General features: G+C 55.9%; 13 protein-coding genes, 2 tRNA genes and 3 rRNA genes. 13 read left to right on the top strand and 5 right to left on the bottom strand.

Going from position 1 to position 19,490, the window contains the following annotated elements; all coding sequences use genetic code 11:
- Positions 1–267: 267 nt before the first annotated feature.
- The 6 genes from C4J86_RS19790 to C4J86_RS19765 all read left to right on the top strand — a co-directional run bounded on the left by C4J86_RS19790 (position 268) and on the right by C4J86_RS19765 (position 7,268).
- Positions 268–1,804: ribosomal RNA gene (locus C4J86_RS19790) — 16S ribosomal RNA — on the top strand.
- A gap of 122 nt (positions 1,805–1,926) precedes the next feature.
- Positions 1,927–2,003, top strand: a tRNA-Ile gene (locus C4J86_RS19785).
- Between the two features lie 10 nt (positions 2,004–2,013).
- Positions 2,014–2,089, top strand: a tRNA-Ala gene (locus tag C4J86_RS19780).
- Positions 2,090–2,328: 239 nt separating this feature from the next.
- Positions 2,329–5,220 (top strand): 23S ribosomal RNA (locus tag C4J86_RS19775).
- 165 nt (positions 5,221–5,385) lie between these two features.
- A 5S ribosomal RNA gene (gene rrf, locus C4J86_RS19770) occupies positions 5,386–5,501 on the top strand.
- The 16S, 23S and 5S rRNA genes sit together here with 2 tRNA genes alongside, the layout of an rRNA operon.
- Positions 5,502–5,894: 393 nt before the next feature.
- Positions 5,895–7,268 carry an MFS transporter gene (locus tag C4J86_RS19765; protein WP_124371588.1) on the top strand — a complete coding sequence of 458 codons (1,374 nt, stop codon included), beginning with the start codon at positions 5,895–5,897 and terminating at the stop codon, positions 7,266–7,268.
- A 60-nt stretch (positions 7,269–7,328) separates the two neighbouring features.
- Here the strand turns inward: C4J86_RS19765 and C4J86_RS19760 are convergent, their stop codons facing one another.
- The 4 genes from C4J86_RS19760 to flgA form a co-directional block, all read right to left on the bottom strand.
- On the bottom strand, positions 7,329–8,078 hold the full coding sequence (locus tag C4J86_RS19760) for a flagellar brake protein (protein ID WP_124368050.1): 750 nt from the start codon (positions 8,076–8,078) through the stop codon (positions 7,329–7,331).
- A gap of 96 nt (positions 8,079–8,174) precedes the next feature.
- A complete protein-coding gene (locus tag C4J86_RS19755) occupies positions 8,175–8,645 on the bottom strand; it encodes a flagella synthesis protein FlgN (protein WP_124368049.1) in 471 nt (156 codons plus the stop codon).
- A 48-nt stretch (positions 8,646–8,693) separates the two neighbouring features.
- Positions 8,694–9,017: a flagellar biosynthesis anti-sigma factor FlgM gene (gene flgM / locus C4J86_RS19750; protein WP_124368048.1), complete on the bottom strand. Its 324-nt coding sequence runs from the start codon at positions 9,015–9,017 to the stop codon at positions 8,694–8,696.
- A gap of 140 nt (positions 9,018–9,157) precedes the next feature.
- Positions 9,158–9,922, bottom strand: coding sequence for a flagellar basal body P-ring formation chaperone FlgA (gene flgA, locus C4J86_RS19745; protein WP_124368047.1), 765 nt, complete (start codon positions 9,920–9,922; stop codon positions 9,158–9,160).
- 75 nt (positions 9,923–9,997) lie between these two features.
- Between flgA and C4J86_RS19740 the strand changes: the two genes are divergently transcribed.
- From C4J86_RS19740 to C4J86_RS19710, 7 genes are all read left to right on the top strand, one after another.
- On the top strand, positions 9,998–10,930 hold the full coding sequence (locus C4J86_RS19740; RefSeq protein ID WP_124368046.1) for a chemotaxis protein CheV: 933 nt from the start codon (positions 9,998–10,000) through the stop codon (positions 10,928–10,930).
- 42 nt (positions 10,931–10,972) lie between these two features.
- Entirely contained in the window at positions 10,973–11,800 is an 828-nt protein-coding gene (gene cheR / locus C4J86_RS19735) for a protein-glutamate O-methyltransferase CheR (RefSeq protein ID WP_124364034.1), read from the top strand.
- Between the two features lie 306 nt (positions 11,801–12,106).
- On the top strand, positions 12,107–12,514 hold the full coding sequence (gene flgB, locus C4J86_RS19730) for a flagellar basal body rod protein FlgB (RefSeq protein ID WP_057726450.1): 408 nt from the start codon (positions 12,107–12,109) through the stop codon (positions 12,512–12,514).
- A 3-nt stretch (positions 12,515–12,517) separates the two neighbouring features.
- The gene (gene flgC, locus C4J86_RS19725; RefSeq protein WP_024076985.1) at positions 12,518–12,961 is read left to right on the top strand and encodes a flagellar basal body rod protein FlgC; all 444 of its coding nucleotides are present in this window, start codon (positions 12,518–12,520) and stop codon (positions 12,959–12,961) included.
- A 16-nt stretch (positions 12,962–12,977) separates the two neighbouring features.
- Complete coding sequence (gene flgD, locus C4J86_RS19720; protein WP_124371587.1) at positions 12,978–13,697, top strand: flagellar hook assembly protein FlgD; 720 nt, start codon at positions 12,978–12,980, stop codon at positions 13,695–13,697.
- A 31-nt stretch (positions 13,698–13,728) separates the two neighbouring features.
- Positions 13,729–15,039, top strand: coding sequence for a flagellar hook protein FlgE (gene flgE, locus C4J86_RS19715; RefSeq protein ID WP_124364032.1), 1,311 nt, complete (start codon positions 13,729–13,731; stop codon positions 15,037–15,039).
- A gap of 179 nt (positions 15,040–15,218) precedes the next feature.
- Entirely contained in the window at positions 15,219–16,262 is a 1,044-nt protein-coding gene (locus tag C4J86_RS19710) for a hypothetical protein (RefSeq protein ID WP_124371586.1), read from the top strand.
- 100 nt (positions 16,263–16,362) lie between these two features.
- Here C4J86_RS19710 and C4J86_RS19705 read toward each other — a convergent pair whose 3' ends face one another.
- Positions 16,363–19,254 carry a ribonucleoside-diphosphate reductase subunit alpha gene (locus C4J86_RS19705; protein WP_124364030.1) on the bottom strand — a complete coding sequence of 964 codons (2,892 nt, stop codon included), beginning with the start codon at positions 19,252–19,254 and terminating at the stop codon, positions 16,363–16,365.
- Positions 19,255–19,490 lie beyond the last annotated feature (236 nt).

Below are 19,490 nucleotides of genomic sequence, written 5' to 3'. Positions count from 1 at the left end.
AGTTGTTGAAGAAATCTTCGAAAACTTCTGAAAATAACCGCTTGACAGCAAATGAGGCTGCTGTAGAATGCGCGCCTCGGTTGAGACGAATAGCTCTTAACCAACCGCTCTTTAACAACTGAATCAAGCAATTCGTGTGGGTGCTTGTGGAGTCAGACTGATAGTCAACAAGATTATCAGCATCACAAGTTACTCCGCGAGAAATCAAAGATGTAACCAACGATTGCTGAGCCAAGTTTAGGGTTTCTTAAAAACCCAAAGATGTTTGAACTGAAGAGTTTGATCATGGCTCAGATTGAACGCTGGCGGCAGGCCTAACACATGCAAGTCGAGCGGTAGAGAGAAGCTTGCTTCTCTTGAGAGCGGCGGACGGGTGAGTAATGCCTAGGAATCTGCCTGGTAGTGGGGGATAACGTTCGGAAACGGACGCTAATACCGCATACGTCCTACGGGAGAAAGCAGGGGACCTTCGGGCCTTGCGCTATCAGATGAGCCTAGGTCGGATTAGCTAGTTGGTGAGGTAATGGCTCACCAAGGCGACGATCCGTAACTGGTCTGAGAGGATGATCAGTCACACTGGAACTGAGACACGGTCCAGACTCCTACGGGAGGCAGCAGTGGGGAATATTGGACAATGGGCGAAAGCCTGATCCAGCCATGCCGCGTGTGTGAAGAAGGTCTTCGGATTGTAAAGCACTTTAAGTTGGGAGGAAGGGCAGTTACCTAATACGTGATTGTTTTGACGTTACCGACAGAATAAGCACCGGCTAACTCTGTGCCAGCAGCCGCGGTAATACAGAGGGTGCAAGCGTTAATCGGAATTACTGGGCGTAAAGCGCGCGTAGGTGGTTTGTTAAGTTGGATGTGAAATCCCCGGGCTCAACCTGGGAACTGCATTCAAAACTGACTGACTAGAGTGTGGTAGAGGGTGGTGGAATTTCCTGTGTAGCGGTGAAATGCGTAGATATAGGAAGGAACACCAGTGGCGAAGGCGACCACCTGGACCAACACTGACACTGAGGTGCGAAAGCGTGGGGAGCAAACAGGATTAGATACCCTGGTAGTCCACGCCGTAAACGATGTCAACTAGCCGTTGGGAGCCTTGAGCTCTTAGTGGCGCAGCTAACGCATTAAGTTGACCGCCTGGGGAGTACGGCCGCAAGGTTAAAACTCAAATGAATTGACGGGGGCCCGCACAAGCGGTGGAGCATGTGGTTTAATTCGAAGCAACGCGAAGAACCTTACCAGGCCTTGACATCCAATGAACTTTCCAGAGATGGATTGGTGCCTTCGGGAACATTGAGACAGGTGCTGCATGGCTGTCGTCAGCTCGTGTCGTGAGATGTTGGGTTAAGTCCCGTAACGAGCGCAACCCTTGTCCTTAGTTACCAGCACGTTATGGTGGGCACTCTAAGGAGACTGCCGGTGACAAACCGGAGGAAGGTGGGGATGACGTCAAGTCATCATGGCCCTTACGGCCTGGGCTACACACGTGCTACAATGGTCGGTACAGAGGGTTGCCAAGCCGCGAGGTGGAGCTAATCCCAGAAAACCGATCGTAGTCCGGATCGCAGTCTGCAACTCGACTGCGTGAAGTCGGAATCGCTAGTAATCGCGAATCAGAATGTCGCGGTGAATACGTTCCCGGGCCTTGTACACACCGCCCGTCACACCATGGGAGTGGGTTGCACCAGAAGTAGCTAGTCTAACCTTCGGGAGGACGGTTACCACGGTGTGATTCATGACTGGGGTGAAGTCGTAACAAGGTAGCCGTAGGGGAACCTGCGGCTGGATCACCTCCTTAATCGACGACATCAGCTGCTCCATAAGTTCCCACACGAATTGCTTGATTCATTGAAGAAGACGATAGAAGCAGCTTTAAGCTCCAAGCTGATAGCTCTTAGCTAATCAGTTGCGCTCGAAATTGGGTCTGTAGCTCAGTTGGTTAGAGCGCACCCCTGATAAGGGTGAGGTCGGCAGTTCGAATCTGCCCAGACCCACCAATTTTGTTATGGGGCCATAGCTCAGCTGGGAGAGCGCCTGCCTTGCACGCAGGAGGTCAACGGTTCGATCCCGTTTGGCTCCACCATTAACTGTTTCTGCTGTTAGAGTTTAGAAATGAGTATTCCGCTGTGAATATTGATTTCTAGTCTTTGATTAGATCGTTCTTTAAAAATTTGGGTATGTGATAGAAAGATAGACTGGACGTTACTTTCACTGGTAACGGCTCAGGCTAAGGTAAAATTTGTGAGTCGCTCTTAATTGAGTATGATCGAATTTTCGGCGAATGTTGTCTTCACAGTATAACCAGATTGCTTGGGGTTATATGGTCAAGTGAAGAAGCGCATACGGTGGATGCCTTGGCAGTCAGAGGCGATGAAAGACGTGGTAGCCTGCGAAAAGCTTCGGGGAGTCGGCAAACAGACTTTGATCCGGAGATGTCTGAATGGGGGAACCCAGCCATCATAAGATGGTTACCTTACACTGAATACATAGGTGTATGGAGCGAACCAGGGGAACTGAAACATCTAAGTACCCTGAGGAAAAGAAATCAACCGAGATTCCCTTAGTAGTGGCGAGCGAACGGGGACTAGCCCTTAAGTGGCTTTGAGATTAGCGGAACGCTCTGGAAAGTGCGGCCATAGTGGGTGATAGCCCTGTACGCGAAAATCTCTTAGTCATGAAATCGAGTAGGACGGAGCACGAGAAACTTTGTCTGAATATGGGGGGACCATCCTCCAAGGCTAAATACTACTGACTGACCGATAGTGAACTAGTACCGTGAGGGAAAGGCGAAAAGAACCCCGGAGAGGGGAGTGAAATAGATCCTGAAACCGTATGCGTACAAGCAGTGGGAGCCTACTTTGTTAGGTGACTGCGTACCTTTTGTATAATGGGTCAGCGACTTATTTTCAGTGGCGAGCTTAACCGAATAGGGGAGGCGTAGCGAAAGCGAGTCTTAATAGGGCGTCTAGTCGCTGGGAATAGACCCGAAACCGGGCGATCTATCCATGGGCAGGTTGAAGGTTGGGTAACACTAACTGGAGGACCGAACCGACTACCGTTGAAAAGTTAGCGGATGACCTGTGGATCGGAGTGAAAGGCTAATCAAGCTCGGAGATAGCTGGTTCTCCTCGAAAGCTATTTAGGTAGCGCCTCATGTATCACTGTAGGGGGTAGAGCACTGTTTCGGCTAGGGGGTCATCCCGACTTACCAAACCGATGCAAACTCCGAATACCTACAAGTGCCGAGCATGGGAGACACACGGCGGGTGCTAACGTCCGTCGTGAAAAGGGAAACAACCCAGACCGTCAGCTAAGGTCCCAAAGTTATGGTTAAGTGGGAAACGATGTGGGAAGGCTTAGACAGCTAGGAGGTTGGCTTAGAAGCAGCCACCCTTTAAAGAAAGCGTAATAGCTCACTAGTCGAGTCGGCCTGCGCGGAAGATGTAACGGGGCTCAAACCATACACCGAAGCTACGGGTATCACGTAAGTGATGCGGTAGAGGAGCGTTCTGTAAGCCTGTGAAGGTGAGTTGAGAAGCTTGCTGGAGGTATCAGAAGTGCGAATGCTGACATGAGTAACGACAATGGGTGTGAAAAACACCCACGCCGAAAGACCAAGGTTTCCTGCGCAACGTTAATCGACGCAGGGTTAGTCGGTCCCTAAGGCGAGGCTGAAAAGCGTAGTCGATGGAAAACAGGTTAATATTCCTGTACTTCTGGTTATTGCGATGGAGGGACGGAGAAGGCTAGGCCAGCTTGGCGTTGGTTGTCCAAGTTTAAGGTGGTAGGCTGAGATCTTAGGTAAATCCGGGATCTTAAGGCCGAGAGCTGATGACGAGTTGTCTTTTAGACGACGAAGTGGTTGATGCCATGCTTCCAAGAAAAGCTTCTAAGCTTCAGGTAACCAGGAACCGTACCCCAAACCGACACAGGTGGTTGGGTAGAGAATACCAAGGCGCTTGAGAGAACTCGGGTGAAGGAACTAGGCAAAATGGCACCGTAACTTCGGGAGAAGGTGCGCCGGTGAGGGTGAAGGACTTGCTCCGTAAGCTCATGCCGGTCGAAGATACCAGGCCGCTGCGACTGTTTATTAAAAACACAGCACTCTGCAAACACGAAAGTGGACGTATAGGGTGTGACGCCTGCCCGGTGCCGGAAGGTTAATTGATGGGGTTAGCTAACGCGAAGCTCTTGATCGAAGCCCCGGTAAACGGCGGCCGTAACTATAACGGTCCTAAGGTAGCGAAATTCCTTGTCGGGTAAGTTCCGACCTGCACGAATGGCGTAACGATGGCGGCGCTGTCTCCACCCGAGACTCAGTGAAATTGAAATCGCTGTGAAGATGCAGTGTATCCGCGGCTAGACGGAAAGACCCCGTGAACCTTTACTATAGCTTTGCACTGGACTTTGAATTTGCTTGTGTAGGATAGGTGGGAGGCTTTGAAGCGTGGACGCCAGTTCGCGTGGAGCCAACCTTGAAATACCACCCTGGCAACTTTGAGGTTCTAACTCAGGTCCGTTATCCGGATCGAGGACAGTGTATGGTGGGTAGTTTGACTGGGGCGGTCTCCTCCTAAAGAGTAACGGAGGAGTACGAAGGTGCGCTCAGACCGGTCGGAAATCGGTCGTAGAGTATAAAGGCAAAAGCGCGCTTGACTGCGAGACAGACACGTCGAGCAGGTACGAAAGTAGGTCTTAGTGATCCGGTGGTTCTGTATGGAAGGGCCATCGCTCAACGGATAAAAGGTACTCCGGGGATAACAGGCTGATACCGCCCAAGAGTTCATATCGACGGCGGTGTTTGGCACCTCGATGTCGGCTCATCACATCCTGGGGCTGAAGCCGGTCCCAAGGGTATGGCTGTTCGCCATTTAAAGTGGTACGCGAGCTGGGTTTAGAACGTCGTGAGACAGTTCGGTCCCTATCTGCCGTGGACGTTTGAGATTTGAGAGGGGCTGCTCCTAGTACGAGAGGACCGGAGTGGACGAACCTCTGGTGTTCCGGTTGTCACGCCAGTGGCATTGCCGGGTAGCTATGTTCGGAATAGATAACCGCTGAAAGCATCTAAGCGGGAAACTAGCCTCAAGATGAGATCTCACTGGGACCTTGAGTCCCCTGAAGGGCCGTCGAAGACTACGACGTTGATAGGTTGGGTGTGTAAGCGCTGTGAGGCGTTGAGCTAACCAATACTAATTGCCCGTGAGGCTTGACCATATAACACCCAAGCAATTTGCGTCGGCTCTTTAATCCAGAGCAACCAGATTGCGGTGTGTGAAGACGCAATGAACCGAAAGTTCGATACTCACAAAACACCGACTTCTATCCCATACCCAATTTGCTGAAGCGAGGCCACATGGCCACGACTCAGTACCCGAATTTCTTGACGACCATAGAGCATTGGAACCACCTGATCCCATCCCGAACTCAGTAGTGAAACGATGCATCGCCGATGGTAGTGTGGGGTTTCCCCATGTGAGAGTAGGTCATCGTCAAGATTAAATTCCGAAACCCCATTTGCGAAAGCAGATGGGGTTTTGTTTTGGGCGGTCGAAACCCTCACACCTCTTGCAAACGCAAGCCTGCTCGCGAGATCGCCGACGCCAATGCGAACGTGCCGGTAAGGCTCTATATCCTATAGAACGCTCTATTCTGGCCTTTTATGGCAGATACCCAAAGACCAGTCGAACCTTGGCTATGATCAAGGTTCACAGATGGTGCGTTGTATATTTATCTCCACTTCATGTACCTCGCAGACGCGCATACAGCGTCTGAACGGTTAAGCAAAATAATCCCGGAAACGGCTCATGCCGTCTGTCCCGACCCGACCACTGCGGACTATCATGCCGATAGCCCTGTCCCCTCACTGCAAGGAGCCGCTCGGAACGCCGATGCGCCAAATCTGGAAATCTTTTCGAGCCCTCTATTTCGCTTCCCTGATGATGCTGATCGGCTCCGGTCTGCTCAGTACTTATCTGGCCTTGCGTTTGGCGGCGGATAACGCCGATAGCCTGTGGGTCGGTGCGCTGATGGCGGCCAACTACTTTGGCCTGGTGCTGGGCGGCAAGATCGGGCACCGTTTGATTGCGCGTGTCGGGCATATACGCGCCTACGCGACCTGCGCCGGTATCGTCGGTGCGGCCGTGCTGGGTCATGGCTTGATCGATTGGCTACCGGCGTGGATCGTACTGCGGGTGATTGTGGGCCTGGGAATGATGTGCCAGTACATGGTCATCGAAAGCTGGCTCAACGAGCAGGCCGATGCCAAGCAGCGCGGCGTAGTGTTCAGCGGCTACATGATCGCCTCCTACCTCGGTCTGGTGCTGGGCCAGCTGATCCTGGTCATGCATCCCCACCTGGGTCTTGAACTGCTGATGCTGGTGGCGCTGTGCTTCGCCCTCTGTCTGGTGCCGGTGGCCATGACCCGCCGCATTCACCCGGCGCCGTTGCACCCGGCGCCGATGGAGCCGCGTTTCTTTATCAAGCGTGTGCCCCAGTCGCTCAGCACAGTGCTGGGCGCAGGGCTGATCGTCGGCTCGTTCTACGGCTTGGCACCACTCTATGCCTCGCAGCAGGGGTTGACGACCGAACAGGTCGGTTTGTTCATGGGCTCCTGTATTTTCGCGGGACTGCTCGTGCAGTGGCCGCTGGGCTGGTTGTCGGACCGCTATGACCGCGCACTGCTGATTCGCTGCTTTGCCTTGTGTTTGGCAGTGGCGGCTTTGCCTCTGGCGATCATGACCCAGGTCCCTCTGGAAATGCTGTTCGTGGCGGGCTTCCTATGTTCACTCGTGCAGTTTTGTCTTTACCCGTTGGCAGTGGCGTTTTCCAACGACCATGTGGAAGGTGATCGCAGGGTGTCGCTGACCGCTATGTTGCTGGTGACTTACGGCATTGGGGCCAGTATCGGGCCGCTTCTGGCGGGCGTGCTGATGAAGCTGTTCGGCAGCCAGATGCTGTACGCCTTCTTCAGTTTGTGTGCGTTGATCCTGGTATGGCGTATTCGGCCGAAGGCGGTGACTAACCTGCACCAGGTAGACGATGCGCCGCTGCATCACGTGGCGATGCCTGACAGCATGTCCAGTTCGCCGTTGGTGGCCGCCCTTGATCCACGGGTAGATGAGCAGGTGGTACAGGAGCAGATGCAGGCCACTGTTCCTGAGCCAGAGCCCGAACCCACGGTGGACGAGCCGGCTGCGCAGACGCCGCCGGAGTCAACGGACCCGGACGATCATCCCCATGATTTGAGCAGGGCACGCCCCTGAACGAAAAAACGGGCAGATCCCATCAGGATCTGCCCGTTTTTTTACAGCTGCGTCCAAGGCTTAAAAATCGTCATCCTTGTCGAAGCGTCGAGCTTCGCGCTGCAGTTGATACACAAAACGCTCCACCTGGCGCTGCACCAGGCCGCTCATGTTATGGAAGCGCACACCCGCGAAGGTGGTGTTGATCTTGTCTTCGAAATGCAGGTAACGCAGCTCGACAGCGGTGGTCATGTTGCCGAACGGCAGCGCGGCGACAAAGCGGTCATAGACTTGGCCCAGCTGTAAGCGGTCGGAAATGTCGCCTTCAAAGCGCAATTTGCATCCGGTGGCCGAGATATCCAGCAGCTTGCCATTGAACGGTGCCTTGAGCTTCTCGCCGCCCAGTTCGATGTTCACCAATTGCGCCAGCTTCAATGCAGCGCGGAACGCGTTACGACGTTGATGGTAGACCACCTCGCCGGGCATGCTGCCAGTGTAGATACGGTGGCCATCTTTTTCGCTGATGCTCAGCGTGCCGTTACTTTCCCAGGCGACCCGCACGCCATCATGGAAACCCTCGATGCGGAAGGGCTCGCCATTTTCCAGGTAACGTTCACCATCGCGCGGGATCATTTCGTCCAGTGCCAGCGTCTTGTTATCCCGATCGATATCCACCAGATAGCTTTGGAAGCGTTGGCTGCGTTCGTGGAAAGTGATGATCAATGGATCATGGCTTTCCTGGAGCATTCGCAAAGTGCTGGCGATTTCCAGAGGCGTGGTGAGGACCTTCGGTGGCTGCGGTGCATCTTCCGCATTAAGGGCGTTGAACACAGTTGTTCCATCTCCAGGCAAAATACGACTACACGCAAGAACCGGCATTTTGCCAGTATGTAGCGCACCTTGGATAGCTCGCGCTGTAAACCGGCGTCAGGCTTGGCTGCGGGTGCTTGGCTTGACCAGGCGTGAAGTGGAACCTTGGGCGTTATACAGGGCCGGTGGCTCGCCGCCGTGAAGGATGCGTAACTGGTTGGCGGTGGTGGCTTGCTGGAGCTGGATCGACTGGCCGTTGAGCAGATTGGCTTCCTGGCACTGGGCGAGCAACTGATTGAGTTCTTTGCTTTGCGCCAGCAATTGATCGCCGACCGAAGAATGACTCGCCAGCTGTGCCAGGCCGTCGTGATCGGCGGGCAGGCCCAGGCTGGTGAGGATTTCGCTGCGCTTCTTGCCGTGCTGTTCGAGCAGCACAATCAGCGACTGTTTGCGCGCCAGTATTTCTTCGAGCAAAGGCATATCCCGGCCATACAGGGCCAGGGATTCCTCTTTGAGCAGCTCGAGCAATTGCTGCGTCGGCGCCAGATCATCAATGATCAGTTGAAGCAAATGTTCGTCGTGGTGCATGGCTGGCCTTGGGTTTTAAGCGTCCAGAAGCCCAGCGCAGGCCTTTGCCTAGCGCTCGGCTTCGAAGTTAAGCAGCTTGCTGGCTACACGGTTGCTGTCGACCGTATAAGTGCCATCGGCGATTGCCTGTTTCAACTCGGCCACACGGGCTTTATTGACAATCGGTTGATCGCGCAGCGAGTCAGTGACCTTCTGCAACTGTTGAGCCTCATTGCTCAGGTGTACCGATTCCCCACTCTGGCTCGCGCTTGCTTGCTCTGCCTTGGCGGGCAAGGGCTGGGACTTGGCTTCTACGCTGTCCTTGGTACCGTTGGTGCGCGTGTTGCCTGGTAAGGGCTGAGTGCTGTTCAAACGATTGAAATCAATGACCATGATAAAAAAACCTCTGGGTAGTGGACGCTTGCCATGTTTTCGGCCATACCCAAACAAACTTTAGGCTTTAGTGACAATAAACCTGTACGGCGCGGCATCCAACCCACAGTGTAGGAAAAGCGGGCAATTGATTCCAGTCTCTATAGCGCCACCTCGACTTGGCCGGGGGCCGTCACCCGTGCCTTGATCACACGGTTGGAGTTGAGGTTCTTGACCCGGATCTGTTCGCTCATACCACCATTGGACAGCGCTTCCCCCGGCATTCTTACGTTCAACCCGCCGCTGCTGGCGGAAATCACCACTTGGTCACCCTTGCGAATCACTTCCGCCTGCTCCAGATGCACCAGCGTGATCACCTGATCGGTGACCATTGGTCGGGTGAGTCGCTGCCCGATAGCCTGGTCCAGGGAGGTCAAGTAACCCTGGTTGATCAGGCTGATATCCCGCTCACGCAGCACAACATCGTCATAGCCAATAATGCCGGTGCGCTTCAACGGGCGCGCTACCACCACCACGTCGCGGAACAATTTGACCTGGGCCGGCACAAACACCGTCCAGGGGGAGGCGCTCTCACAGCGGACTTTAACGGTTACCCGACCGATAGGCTGGGCGGGGCTTTCCAGGGTGGCTGTCAATTCCTTGTCACACATTGGCAGGCGCAGACGCGGGTCCAATGGGTTGACCTGGATTTCATAGCGCCCCGGAGTCTGGGTGGTCGCCAGATAATCTTCTACAGTGAATTCAAGAAAGCCCTGGGTGACGCCGATAAGTAGATCAGGCAGGGTGACGTTGTCGGCACGAGCCGTAACGCCCACGCCCCAGACAAGCAGCGCCATCGCGGCGCAGAGCAGTCTGCGGTACTTTGGGCGGCTTGGACGTCGGGAAACTGTCATTTTAATATCCATAGCCAAGCAAATTGCAAAGCTCGTGCCGTTTAGTGTTGGGTACGCATCGTACCTCTGGGATTTAGGAGTCTGGGCATGGCAGGAGTAATGGATTCAGTAAACCAGCGCACACAGCTGGTAGGGCAGAATCGCCTGGAGTTGTTGCTATTTCGCCTGGACGGCAAGCAGCTGTACGGCATTAACGTGTTCAAAGTGCGGGAAGTGTTGCAGTGTCCCAAGCTGACGATCATGCCTAAATCCAGTCCGGTGGTATGCGGCGTAGCCAATATCCGTGGCGCAACCATTCCGATTCTTGATTTGGCAATGGCTACCGGCTCCGCTGGTTTGCAGGACCGTCAGAGCCCGTTCGTCATCATTACCGAATACAACACCAAGACCCAGGGGTTCCTGGTGCGCTCGGTGGAACGTATCGTCAATATGAACTGGGAAGAGATCCATCCGCCGCCCAAGGGCACCGGGCGCGATCATTACCTGACGGCCGTGACGCGGGTTGATAACCAGTTGGTGGAAATCATCGACGTAGAGAAAATTCTCGCCGAAGTGGCGCCCACGTCGGAGACCATCTCGGTCGGTGTGGTGGATGCCGAGACAGCGCACAAGGCGGTGTCCCTGCGCGTGTTGACCGTGGACGACTCCTCTGTCGCCCGCAAGCAGGTCACGCGTTGCCTGCAAACCATCGGCGTCGATGTGGTGGCCCTCAATGACGGGCGCCAAGCCTTGGATTACCTGCGCAAGTTGGTCGATGAGGGCAAGAAGCCGGAAGAAGAATTTCTGATGATGATCTCCGACATTGAAATGCCGGAAATGGACGGCTATACCCTTACAGCTGAAATACGCAACGATCCACGCATGCAAAAATTACATATCATCCTGCATACTTCGTTGTCGGGGGTATTCAATCAGGCAATGGTCAAGAAGGTCGGCGCAGATGACTTCCTGGCTAAATTCCGGCCTGATGACCTCGCATCCCGGGTAGTCGACCGGATCAAGGCAGCAGATCACGGCTAGGGGATTTCCCCTGGCGGTCACACGATTTAAGAGGCGGTATCATTGTCTACGGGTAATTTGGATTTCGAACAGTTCCGGGTCTTCCTGGAAAAAGCCTGTGGCATATTGCTCGGTGAAAACAAGCAATACCTGGTATCCAGCCGTCTCAACAAACTGATGGAACAGCAGGGCATCAAGTCCCTGGGTGAGTTGGTCCAGCGGATCCAGGGGCAGCCGCGCAGCGGGCTCAAGGAGATGGTGGTCGATGCCATGACCACTAACGAAACCCTGTGGTTTCGCGATACCTACCCGTTTGAGGTGCTCAAGAACAAAGTGCTGCCGGCGGCCATCAAGGCCAGCCCGGGCCAGCGCCTGCGTATCTGGTCGGCGGCGTGCTCTTCCGGACAGGAACCGTATTCGATCTCAATGTCCATCGACGAGTTCGAACGGACCAACATGGGCCAGTTGAAGGCCGGCGCGCAAATCGTCGCGACCGACTTGTCCGGCACCATGCTCACCAACTGCAAGACGGGTGAATACGATAGCCTGGCCCTGGGCCGGGGTTTGTCCCCGGAGCGTCTGCAGCGCTACTTTGATCCGAAAGGGGCAGGGCGCTGGGCGATCAAGGCGCCGATCAAGAATCGCGTGGAGTTCCGCTCGTTCAACCTGCTCGACAGCTACGCCAGCCTGGGCAAGTTCGACATGGTGTTCTGCCGCAACGTGCTGATTTATTTCTCGGCCGAAGTGAAGAAAGACATCCTGTTGCGCATCCATGGCACGCTCAAGCGTGGCGGGTATCTGTTCCTCGGCGCTTCGGAAGCCTTGAACGGATTGCCGGATCACTACCAGATGGTGCAGTGCAGCCCGGGAATCATCTACCAGGCCAAATAAGCAGTACGCAGTCAAAATGTGGGAGGGGGCTTGCCCCCGATAGCGGTGGTTCAGTTGATATCTTTATCACTGATACACCGCCATCGGGAGCAAGCCCCCTCCCACATTTGTTTTGCCACCATCCCACCGGAAGCGGCAAGTCGTATTGCCGCTTTACTGACGCCACGCGGAAAGTACTTGCCGCTTTTCTGGCATTGCCACCGGCAACCTCCCCGCCAGCCCTTGATATATGGGCCCCCCGCAGATTGGCATGCACCTTGCTATAGCCCTGTTAACGAATAGCAGGTCAGCCTAAAGGTTTCCGCCATGAGCATCAGCTTCGATAAAGCGCTCGGTATCCACGAACAAGCCCTGGGCTTCCGCGCCCAGCGTGCCGAAGTCCTGGCCAACAACATTGCCAACGCCGATACCCCGAACTACAAGGCTCGGGATCTGGACTTCTCCGCCGTGCTCGCCGCGCAGCAGGACAAGACCAAGAACGGCACCTTCGCCTTGAACATGACCAACAGCCGTCATATCGAAGCGCAAGGCCTGAGCAGTGGTGACGAGTCGCTGCTGTATCGCACGCCAATGCAGCCATCGATCGACCAGAACACCGTCGATGCCCAGCTGGAACAATCGAACTACGCCGAAAACTCGGTGAATTTCCAGGCCAGCTTTACCCTGCTCAACAGCAAATTCAAAGGGCTGATGTCAGCCCTGCGTGGAGAATAAGCCATGTCCCTGTCCAGTGTTTTCAATATTGCCGGCAGTGGCATGAGCGCGCAGACCACGCGTTTGAACACCGTCGCCAGTAACATCGCCAACGCCGAGACCGTGTCTTCGAGCATCGACCAGACTTACCGTGCCCGGCATCCAGTGTTCGCCACCATGTTCCAGGGCGGCCAGAGCGGCGGCAGTGATTCGCTGTTCCAGAACCAGGATGCCGCCGGTCAAGGCGTGCAGGTGCTGGGTGTGGTCGAAGACCAGAGCAACCTCGAAGCGCGTTACGAGCCCAACCATCCGGCGGCGAACGAAAAGGGTTACGTCTATTACCCCAACGTCAACGTGGTCGAGGAAATGGCCGACATGATTTCCGCCAGTCGCTCGTTCCAGACCAACGCGGAAATGATGAACACCGCCAAAACCATGATGCAGAAGGTCCTGACCCTGGGTCAGTGATAAGGGGCGCCAAATAATGGCCATCGTTGATACGTCGAACAATACGGCAGTCCAGGACCTCTTCAATTCCAAGGTCAAGGACGCTTCAAACAATGTAGCGAATGTTTCCAAGGCCGCCACAGGCGACCAGGCCCTGGGCAAGGATGCATTCCTGCAACTGCTGGTGACCCAGCTGAAAAACCAGAACCCCTTGTCGCCACAGGATAACGGTGCGTTCGTGGCTCAGCTGGCGCAGTTCAGCAGCCTGGAAGGCATCAACACCCTGAATGACTCGGTGAATAACATCTCGAGCAACTTCAGCTCATCCCAGGCGCTGCAGGCTTCGTCGCTGGTCGGACGTTCGATCATCACCCAGACCGACAAGGCGCTGGTCGATACCAGCAAGAGCATGACCGGTTCGGTGGCGGTGACAGCGGCGACGGGCAACGTCTCGGTCAAGATCACCGATAAAGACGGCAACGTGGTGCGCACCCTCGATCTGGGCGCTCAGAGCGCAGGGGTTTCGGACTTTATCTGGGATGGCAAGAACGAAGCGGGTGAGGTGGCCCCAGCCGGTACTTACACCTTCGCGGCCTCGACCAAGAATGACAAGGGCGACGCGGTTGCCCTGGCCACTTCGCTGCCGGCAACTGTCACCAGCGTGACGCTGAGCAAGACCGGCGGCGAGATGCTGCTGAACCTGGCAGGCGGCATGGGCAGCGTCAAGCTGTCGCAAATTCAGACTATCGGTACATAGAGCCGGCTAAATACGGCAGAGGGAGAGAAACATGTCTTTTAATATCGGCCTTAGCGGCCTCTATGCGGCCAACAAACAACTGGACGTGACCGGCAACAACATCGCCAACGTCGCGACCACGGGTTTCAAGTCGTCTCGTGCAGAGTTCGCGGATATCTACGCGGCGTCCAAACTGGGCACCGGCCAGAACAGCATCGGCAATGGTGTGAACCTGGCGGCGGTATCCCAGCAATTCACCCAGGGTGACGTTAACGGCAGCGGCGGTATCCTGGACATGGCGATCCAGGGCGGTGGCTTCTTCGTACAGAAGGGCAGCGACGGTTCGCTGGAGTACACCCGCAGCGGTGCCTTCCGTGCCGACAAAGACGGCTTCATCACCAACAACACGGGTACCTCGCGCCTGCAGGGTTACGCGGCGGATGATGACGGCAAGATCATCAAGGGCGGGCTCACCGACCTGCAACTGAACCTGACTAACCTGCCGCCCAAGGCGTCCACCAAGGTGGACTCCACCAGTAACCTGAACTCCTCGGAGCCGGTAATCGACCAAACGGCCAAGCCGTTCGACCCGACCAAGACCGATACCTTCACCACTCAATACAGCACCACTTTGTACGACTCCCAGGGCAACGCGCACCCAATGGTGCAGTACCTGGTGAAAACCGACGGCAACAAGTGGAATGCCTATACCCTGATCGACGGTCGCAATCCTGATGGTTCGGCACCGACGGGCACCCCGTCGACCCCGCCTGTAGCGTCGACATTGACCTTCGATGGCGCGGGCAAACTCACCAGCGTGGTGACCGGTGGTGTGTCCGATAAGACGCTCACCGTTGCAGGCTGGGTGCCGGGCACAGTGACTAATGGTGTGTGGAAGGCTAACGGCGCGAACGCCAACCCGGGCGGGATTGCCGTCAACATGGCCAACATTACCCAATACAATTCGGCCACCTACCGTAACCCTCCGGTCACCGATGGCTATGCCACCGGCCAGATCACCGGCCTGAAGATCGACGGCAACGGCGTAATGTTCGCCACCTTCAGCAATCAGCAGAGCAAGGCCATCGGCCAGATCTCGCTGGCCAGCTTCAATAACGAACAAGGCCTGCAACCCGGCGGCAGCACCACCTGGAAAGAGACCTTCGCTTCGGGCCAGCCTGGGTACGACACTCCGCAAGCCGGCACACTGGGTTCGATCGTGGCCAACTCTCTGGAGAACTCCAACGTCAACCTGACCAACGAGCTGGTGGACCTGATCAAGGCCCAGAGCAACTACCAGGCGAACGCCAAGACCATCTCCACCCAGAGCACCATCATGCAGACCATCATTCAGATGACCTGATGCGGTAGCGCTCGACAAGAAGCCCCTCTTAGGAGGGGCTTTTTTGTGGGCGTAAGAAAATAGCCTGCGGCACATCGGGTAACGCCCGGAAATGCTTGAGAAGGAACGCTTCAATCCTGGCGCACCACTGATCGGGCAACGGCCCTGAGGGGCTCAAGAATCAGTGAGGAGGGCTTGGAATGTGGAGCTCAGGAATATCTGCGCCAGGTGCTGGGCGCATAAATCATGTACCGGTCATTGCGCGTAGGGAGTCAGCTTTCCCCGAACCTGCTGGTGAAGTGTCCGCGGTCAAGACATTACTCAACCAGTTGTTCGATGCCGAACAAGGCTCCAAGACCCAGACGGCTCAGGATTTGCGCGACAAGTTGAATGAGCTGCGCCAGAAACTGGGTGATGAGAAATTCAAGGAAGTGCTTAACAAGCTGATCCAGGAAGCGGATGACAAATTCCTTGAGTTCCTCAAACGGATGCTGGAGGAATGGTTTCCCAATGATGATGTAGCACCGCCTGCCCCGCCGCCGCCGGGAGGTCGCGGTGGTGGAGGAGGTGGCGGCGGTAGAGTGAGCCCGGAGGGATTTGGTCCTGTCGAGTCCATGAGCAACAAGCCGATTACCGAAGGCTCAAAGCATTTCAATTACAAGCCTGATAACAGTAATCCGGGGAAAAAGCCGGACAATATCTGGAGTGGCTTCAGCCAGGGGCCTGATGGCAATTGCGTTACCGTTTCTGCAATAAAGGCCGCCATGATGCATTTCGGCCAGAAACCGACAGACATCTACAAAAGTGTGAAAGAGACCGCCAATGGTTACGAGGTGGTCATGAGGGACAGCGACAAGGTCTACAAGTTAACCAAGGACGAATTGCAACAAGCGGCAACCTATGCACGATTTAAGGGTGATGATCCACAAATGATGACGGATGCCAACTTCATGTTTGCGATGAGTGCCAAGCGGGCACAAATGGAGAACAACGATGGCACGGCTGGGAAGGGTTTTATTGAAGCGATGAAAAGTGTGAATGATGGTGAGTACTCTCGTGAAGGGTTAGACCGTTTGGGGCTCAGGAATCATTACAGGCAGGCTACGGATGCCGACTTGCGAAGCAGCAAGGTGGGTACAGTCGCGTACGGGGGGCATTCCATGGCGGTGATCAACGGGCGGATTGAGTTGTGGGGCCGTCGAGGCGGTGTGCCTCAGGCGGGTATCGCAACCGTATTGTTTTAGCCGCGCACGAACGTTTCACCAGGCAAAAGAAAGCCCCCGATACACCAGAGGCCTATCGGGGGCTTTTCAGCCTTGGGGTCAAACCCAGGGCGTGCTCAGCTTATTGGCAAGCCTCACAATCCGGCTCGTCAATCGCACAAGCCTTCGGCACCGGTGCCGGGCCGGCTGGCGCAGCGAGTACCGAATCGTCACCGTGGTTGCCGCTGGAAACAGCGTTCAGCTTACCGGTGTTGATGGTCGACTTCTCGGTGCTGGTCGCGGCCAGGGCACGGAGGTAGTAAGTGGTTTTCAAGCCACGGTACCAGGCCATGCGGTAGGTCACGTCGAGTTTCTTGCCCGAAGCACCGGCAATGTAGAGGTTCAGGGACTGCGCCTGGTCGATCCACTTCTGACGACGGCTGGCGGCGTCAACGATCCACTTGGTGTCCACTTCGAACGCAGTGGCGTAGAGCTCTTTGAGTTCTTGCGGGATGCGCTCGATCTGCTGCACCGAACCGTCGTAGTACTTCAGGTCGTTGATCATCACCGAGTCCCACAGGCCGCGGGCTTTCAGGTCGCGAACCAGATACGGGTTGATCACGGTGAATTCGCCCGACAGGTTCGATTTCACATACAGGTTCTGGTAGGTCGGTTCGATCGACTGCGAAACGCCAGTGATGTTGGCGATGGTCGCGGTCGGTGCGATGGCCATGATGTTGGAGTTACGAATACCTTTCTGCACACGGGCACGTACTGGCGCCCAGTCCAGGGATTCTTCCAGGTCAACATCGATGTACTTCTGGCCACGTTGCTCGATCAGGATCTGTTGCGAATCCAGCGGCAGGATGCCCTTGGACCACAGCGAACCCTGGAACGTCTCGTAGGCGCCGCGCTCGTCGGCCAGGTCGCAGGACGCCTGGATCGCGTAGTAGCTGACCGCTTCCATGGACTTGTCGGCGAACTCGACGGCGGCATCGGAACCGTAAGGAATGTGCTGCAGGTACAAGGCGTCCTGGAAGCCCATGATGCCCAGGCCGACCGGACGGTGTTTGAAGTTGGAGTTCTGCGCCTGTGGCACCGAGTAGTAGTTGATGTCGATCACGTTATCGAGCATGCGTACGGCGGTGTTGACGGTGCGTTCCAGCTTGGCGGTGTCCAGCTTGCCGTTGACGATGTGGTTCGGCAGGTTGATCGAGCCCAGGTTGCAAACGGCGATCTCGTCCTTGTTGGTGTTCAAGGTGATCTCGGTGCACAGGTTCGAGCTGTGCACCACGCCGACGTGCTGCTGCGGGCTGCGCAGGTTGCACGGGTCTTTGAAGGTCAGCCATGGGTGGCCGGTTTCGAACAGCATGGACAGCATTTTGCGCCACAGGTCTTTGGCCTGGATGGTCTTGAACAGCTTGACCTTGCCTGGGTACTCGGTGAGGGCTTCGTAGTACTCGTAGCGCTCTTCGAAGGCCTTGCCGGTCAGGTCGTGCAGGTCCGGAACTTCGGATGGCGAGAACAGGGTCCACTTGCCGTCATCGAAGACACGCTTCATGAACAGGTCAGGGATCCAGTTGGCGGTGTTCATGTCGTGGGTACGACGACGATCATCACCGGTGTTCTTGCGCAGCTCGATGAACTCTTCAATGTCCATGTGCCAGGTTTCCAGGTAGGCACACACAGCGCCTTTGCGCTTGCCGCCCTGGTTTACGGCTACGGCGGTATCGTTCACTACTTTGAGGAACGGCACGACGCCCTGGGATTTACCATTGGTGCCCTTGATGTACGAACCCAGTGCACGAACCGGCGTCCAGTCGTTACCCAGGCCACCGGCGAATTTGGACAGCATGGCGTTGTCGTGGATCGCGTGGTAGATGCCCGACAGATCATCCGGCACGGTGGTCAGGTAGCAGCTCGACAGCTGTGGACGCAGGGTACCGGCGTTGAACAGGGTCGGCGTGGACGACATGTAGTCGAAGGACGACAACAGGTTGTAGAACTCGATCGCACGGTCTTCTTTGTGCTTCTCTTCGATCGCCAGGCCCATGGCCACGCGCATGAAGAACACTTGCGGCAGTTCGAAACGGATACCGTCCTTGTGGATGAAGTAACGGTCGTACAGGGTTTGCAGGCCCAGGTAGGTGAACTGCTGGTCGCGCTCGTGGTTGATCGCCTTGCCGAGTTTTTCCAGGTCGAAGGTGGCCAGGATCGGGTTCAGCAATTCGAATTCGATACCCTTGGCGATGTAGGCGGGCAGCGCCTTGGCGTACAGGTCAGCCATCTCGTGGTGGGTGGCGCTGTCGGCCACGCCCAGGAAACCCAGGCCTTCGGCGCGCAGGGTGTCCATCAGCAGGCGCGCGGTGACGAACGAGTAGTTCGGCTCACGCTCGACCAGGGTACGGGCAGTCATCACCAGGGCGGTGTTGACGTCGGTCAGGGCCACGCCGTCGTACAGGTTCTTCAGGGTTTCGCGCTGGATCAGGTCACCATCGACTTCTTCCAGGCCTTCGCAGGCCTCGGTGATGATGGTGTTGAGGCGGCCCAGGTCCAGCGGCGCAAAGCTGCCATCGGCCAGGGTGATGCGGATCGAAGGATGCGCCTGGACGGATTCGGCGGCCGGCGCGTGCACGGCGCGTTCCTTGGCGCGGGAATCACGGTAGATCACGTAGTCACGGGCAACTTTCTGCTCGCCGGCACGCATCAGGGCCAGTTCGACCTGGTCCTGGATTTCTTCGATGTGGATAGTGCCGCCCGATGGCATGCGGCGCTTGAAGGTCGCGGTCACTTGTTCGGTCAGGCGTGCAACAGTGTCGTGGATGCGCGACGAGGCGGCAGCGGTGCCGCCTTCAACTGCAAGAAACGCTTTGGTGATGGCGACGGTGATTTTGTCATCGGTGTAAGGAACGACAGTGCCGTTACGCTTGATCACGCGCAATTGGCCAGGTGCAGTGGCGGCCAGATCCATATTCGAATCAGCGGCCTGCGGCACGGAGCCCTGCGGGTTCTCGCGAGTTGTGTCGGTTTGCATGGGGGGTTGTCTCCACGTTCTATATTTGATTGCGAGTGTCAGGCTTTCCTGCAACACCCGTACCGTTTTCCATGACTTGGATGAAAAACAGCTGCCATCCGCGTGAGCGGTTTGGTCTACTGATAATCGGTTGGTTCCACGCTGTGCCAGCAATAAAACGCTTGAATTTCGAGCTGCTTATGTGGTTGGGCGCTTATTTCCAAAACCCTACATGTAGGGTCTCTGGAAGTGCCGAG

The sequence above is a fragment of the Pseudomonas sp. R2-7-07 genome (assembly GCF_003852355.1).
In the GTDB taxonomy this organism is placed as follows: Bacteria; Pseudomonadota; Gammaproteobacteria; order Pseudomonadales; family Pseudomonadaceae; genus Aquipseudomonas.
This window is presented reverse-complemented; position numbering and strand designations above follow the sequence as displayed.

Coding starts and splice junctions, on each gene's coding strand:
- flgC (WP_024076985.1), top strand. CDS start 12,518: ATGTCCCTGTCCAGTGTTTTCAATATTGCCGGCAGTGGCATGAGCGCG.
- C4J86_RS19710 (WP_124371586.1), top strand. CDS start 15,219: ATGTGGAGCTCAGGAATATCTGCGCCAGGTGCTGGGCGCATAAATCAT.
- flgE (WP_124364032.1), top strand. CDS start 13,729: ATGTCTTTTAATATCGGCCTTAGCGGCCTCTATGCGGCCAACAAACAA.
- flgA (WP_124368047.1), bottom strand. CDS start 9,922: ATGGATATTAAAATGACAGTTTCCCGACGTCCAAGCCGCCCAAAGTAC.
- flgD (WP_124371587.1), top strand. CDS start 12,978: ATGGCCATCGTTGATACGTCGAACAATACGGCAGTCCAGGACCTCTTC.
- flgM (WP_124368048.1), bottom strand. CDS start 9,017: ATGGTCATTGATTTCAATCGTTTGAACAGCACTCAGCCCTTACCAGGC.
- flgB (WP_057726450.1), top strand. CDS start 12,107: ATGAGCATCAGCTTCGATAAAGCGCTCGGTATCCACGAACAAGCCCTG.
- C4J86_RS19755 (WP_124368049.1), bottom strand. CDS start 8,645: ATGCACCACGACGAACATTTGCTTCAACTGATCATTGATGATCTGGCG.
- C4J86_RS19740 (WP_124368046.1), top strand. CDS start 9,998: ATGGCAGGAGTAATGGATTCAGTAAACCAGCGCACACAGCTGGTAGGG.
- C4J86_RS19765 (WP_124371588.1), top strand. CDS start 5,895: ATGCGCCAAATCTGGAAATCTTTTCGAGCCCTCTATTTCGCTTCCCTG.
- C4J86_RS19705 (WP_124364030.1), bottom strand. CDS start 19,254: ATGCAAACCGACACAACTCGCGAGAACCCGCAGGGCTCCGTGCCGCAG.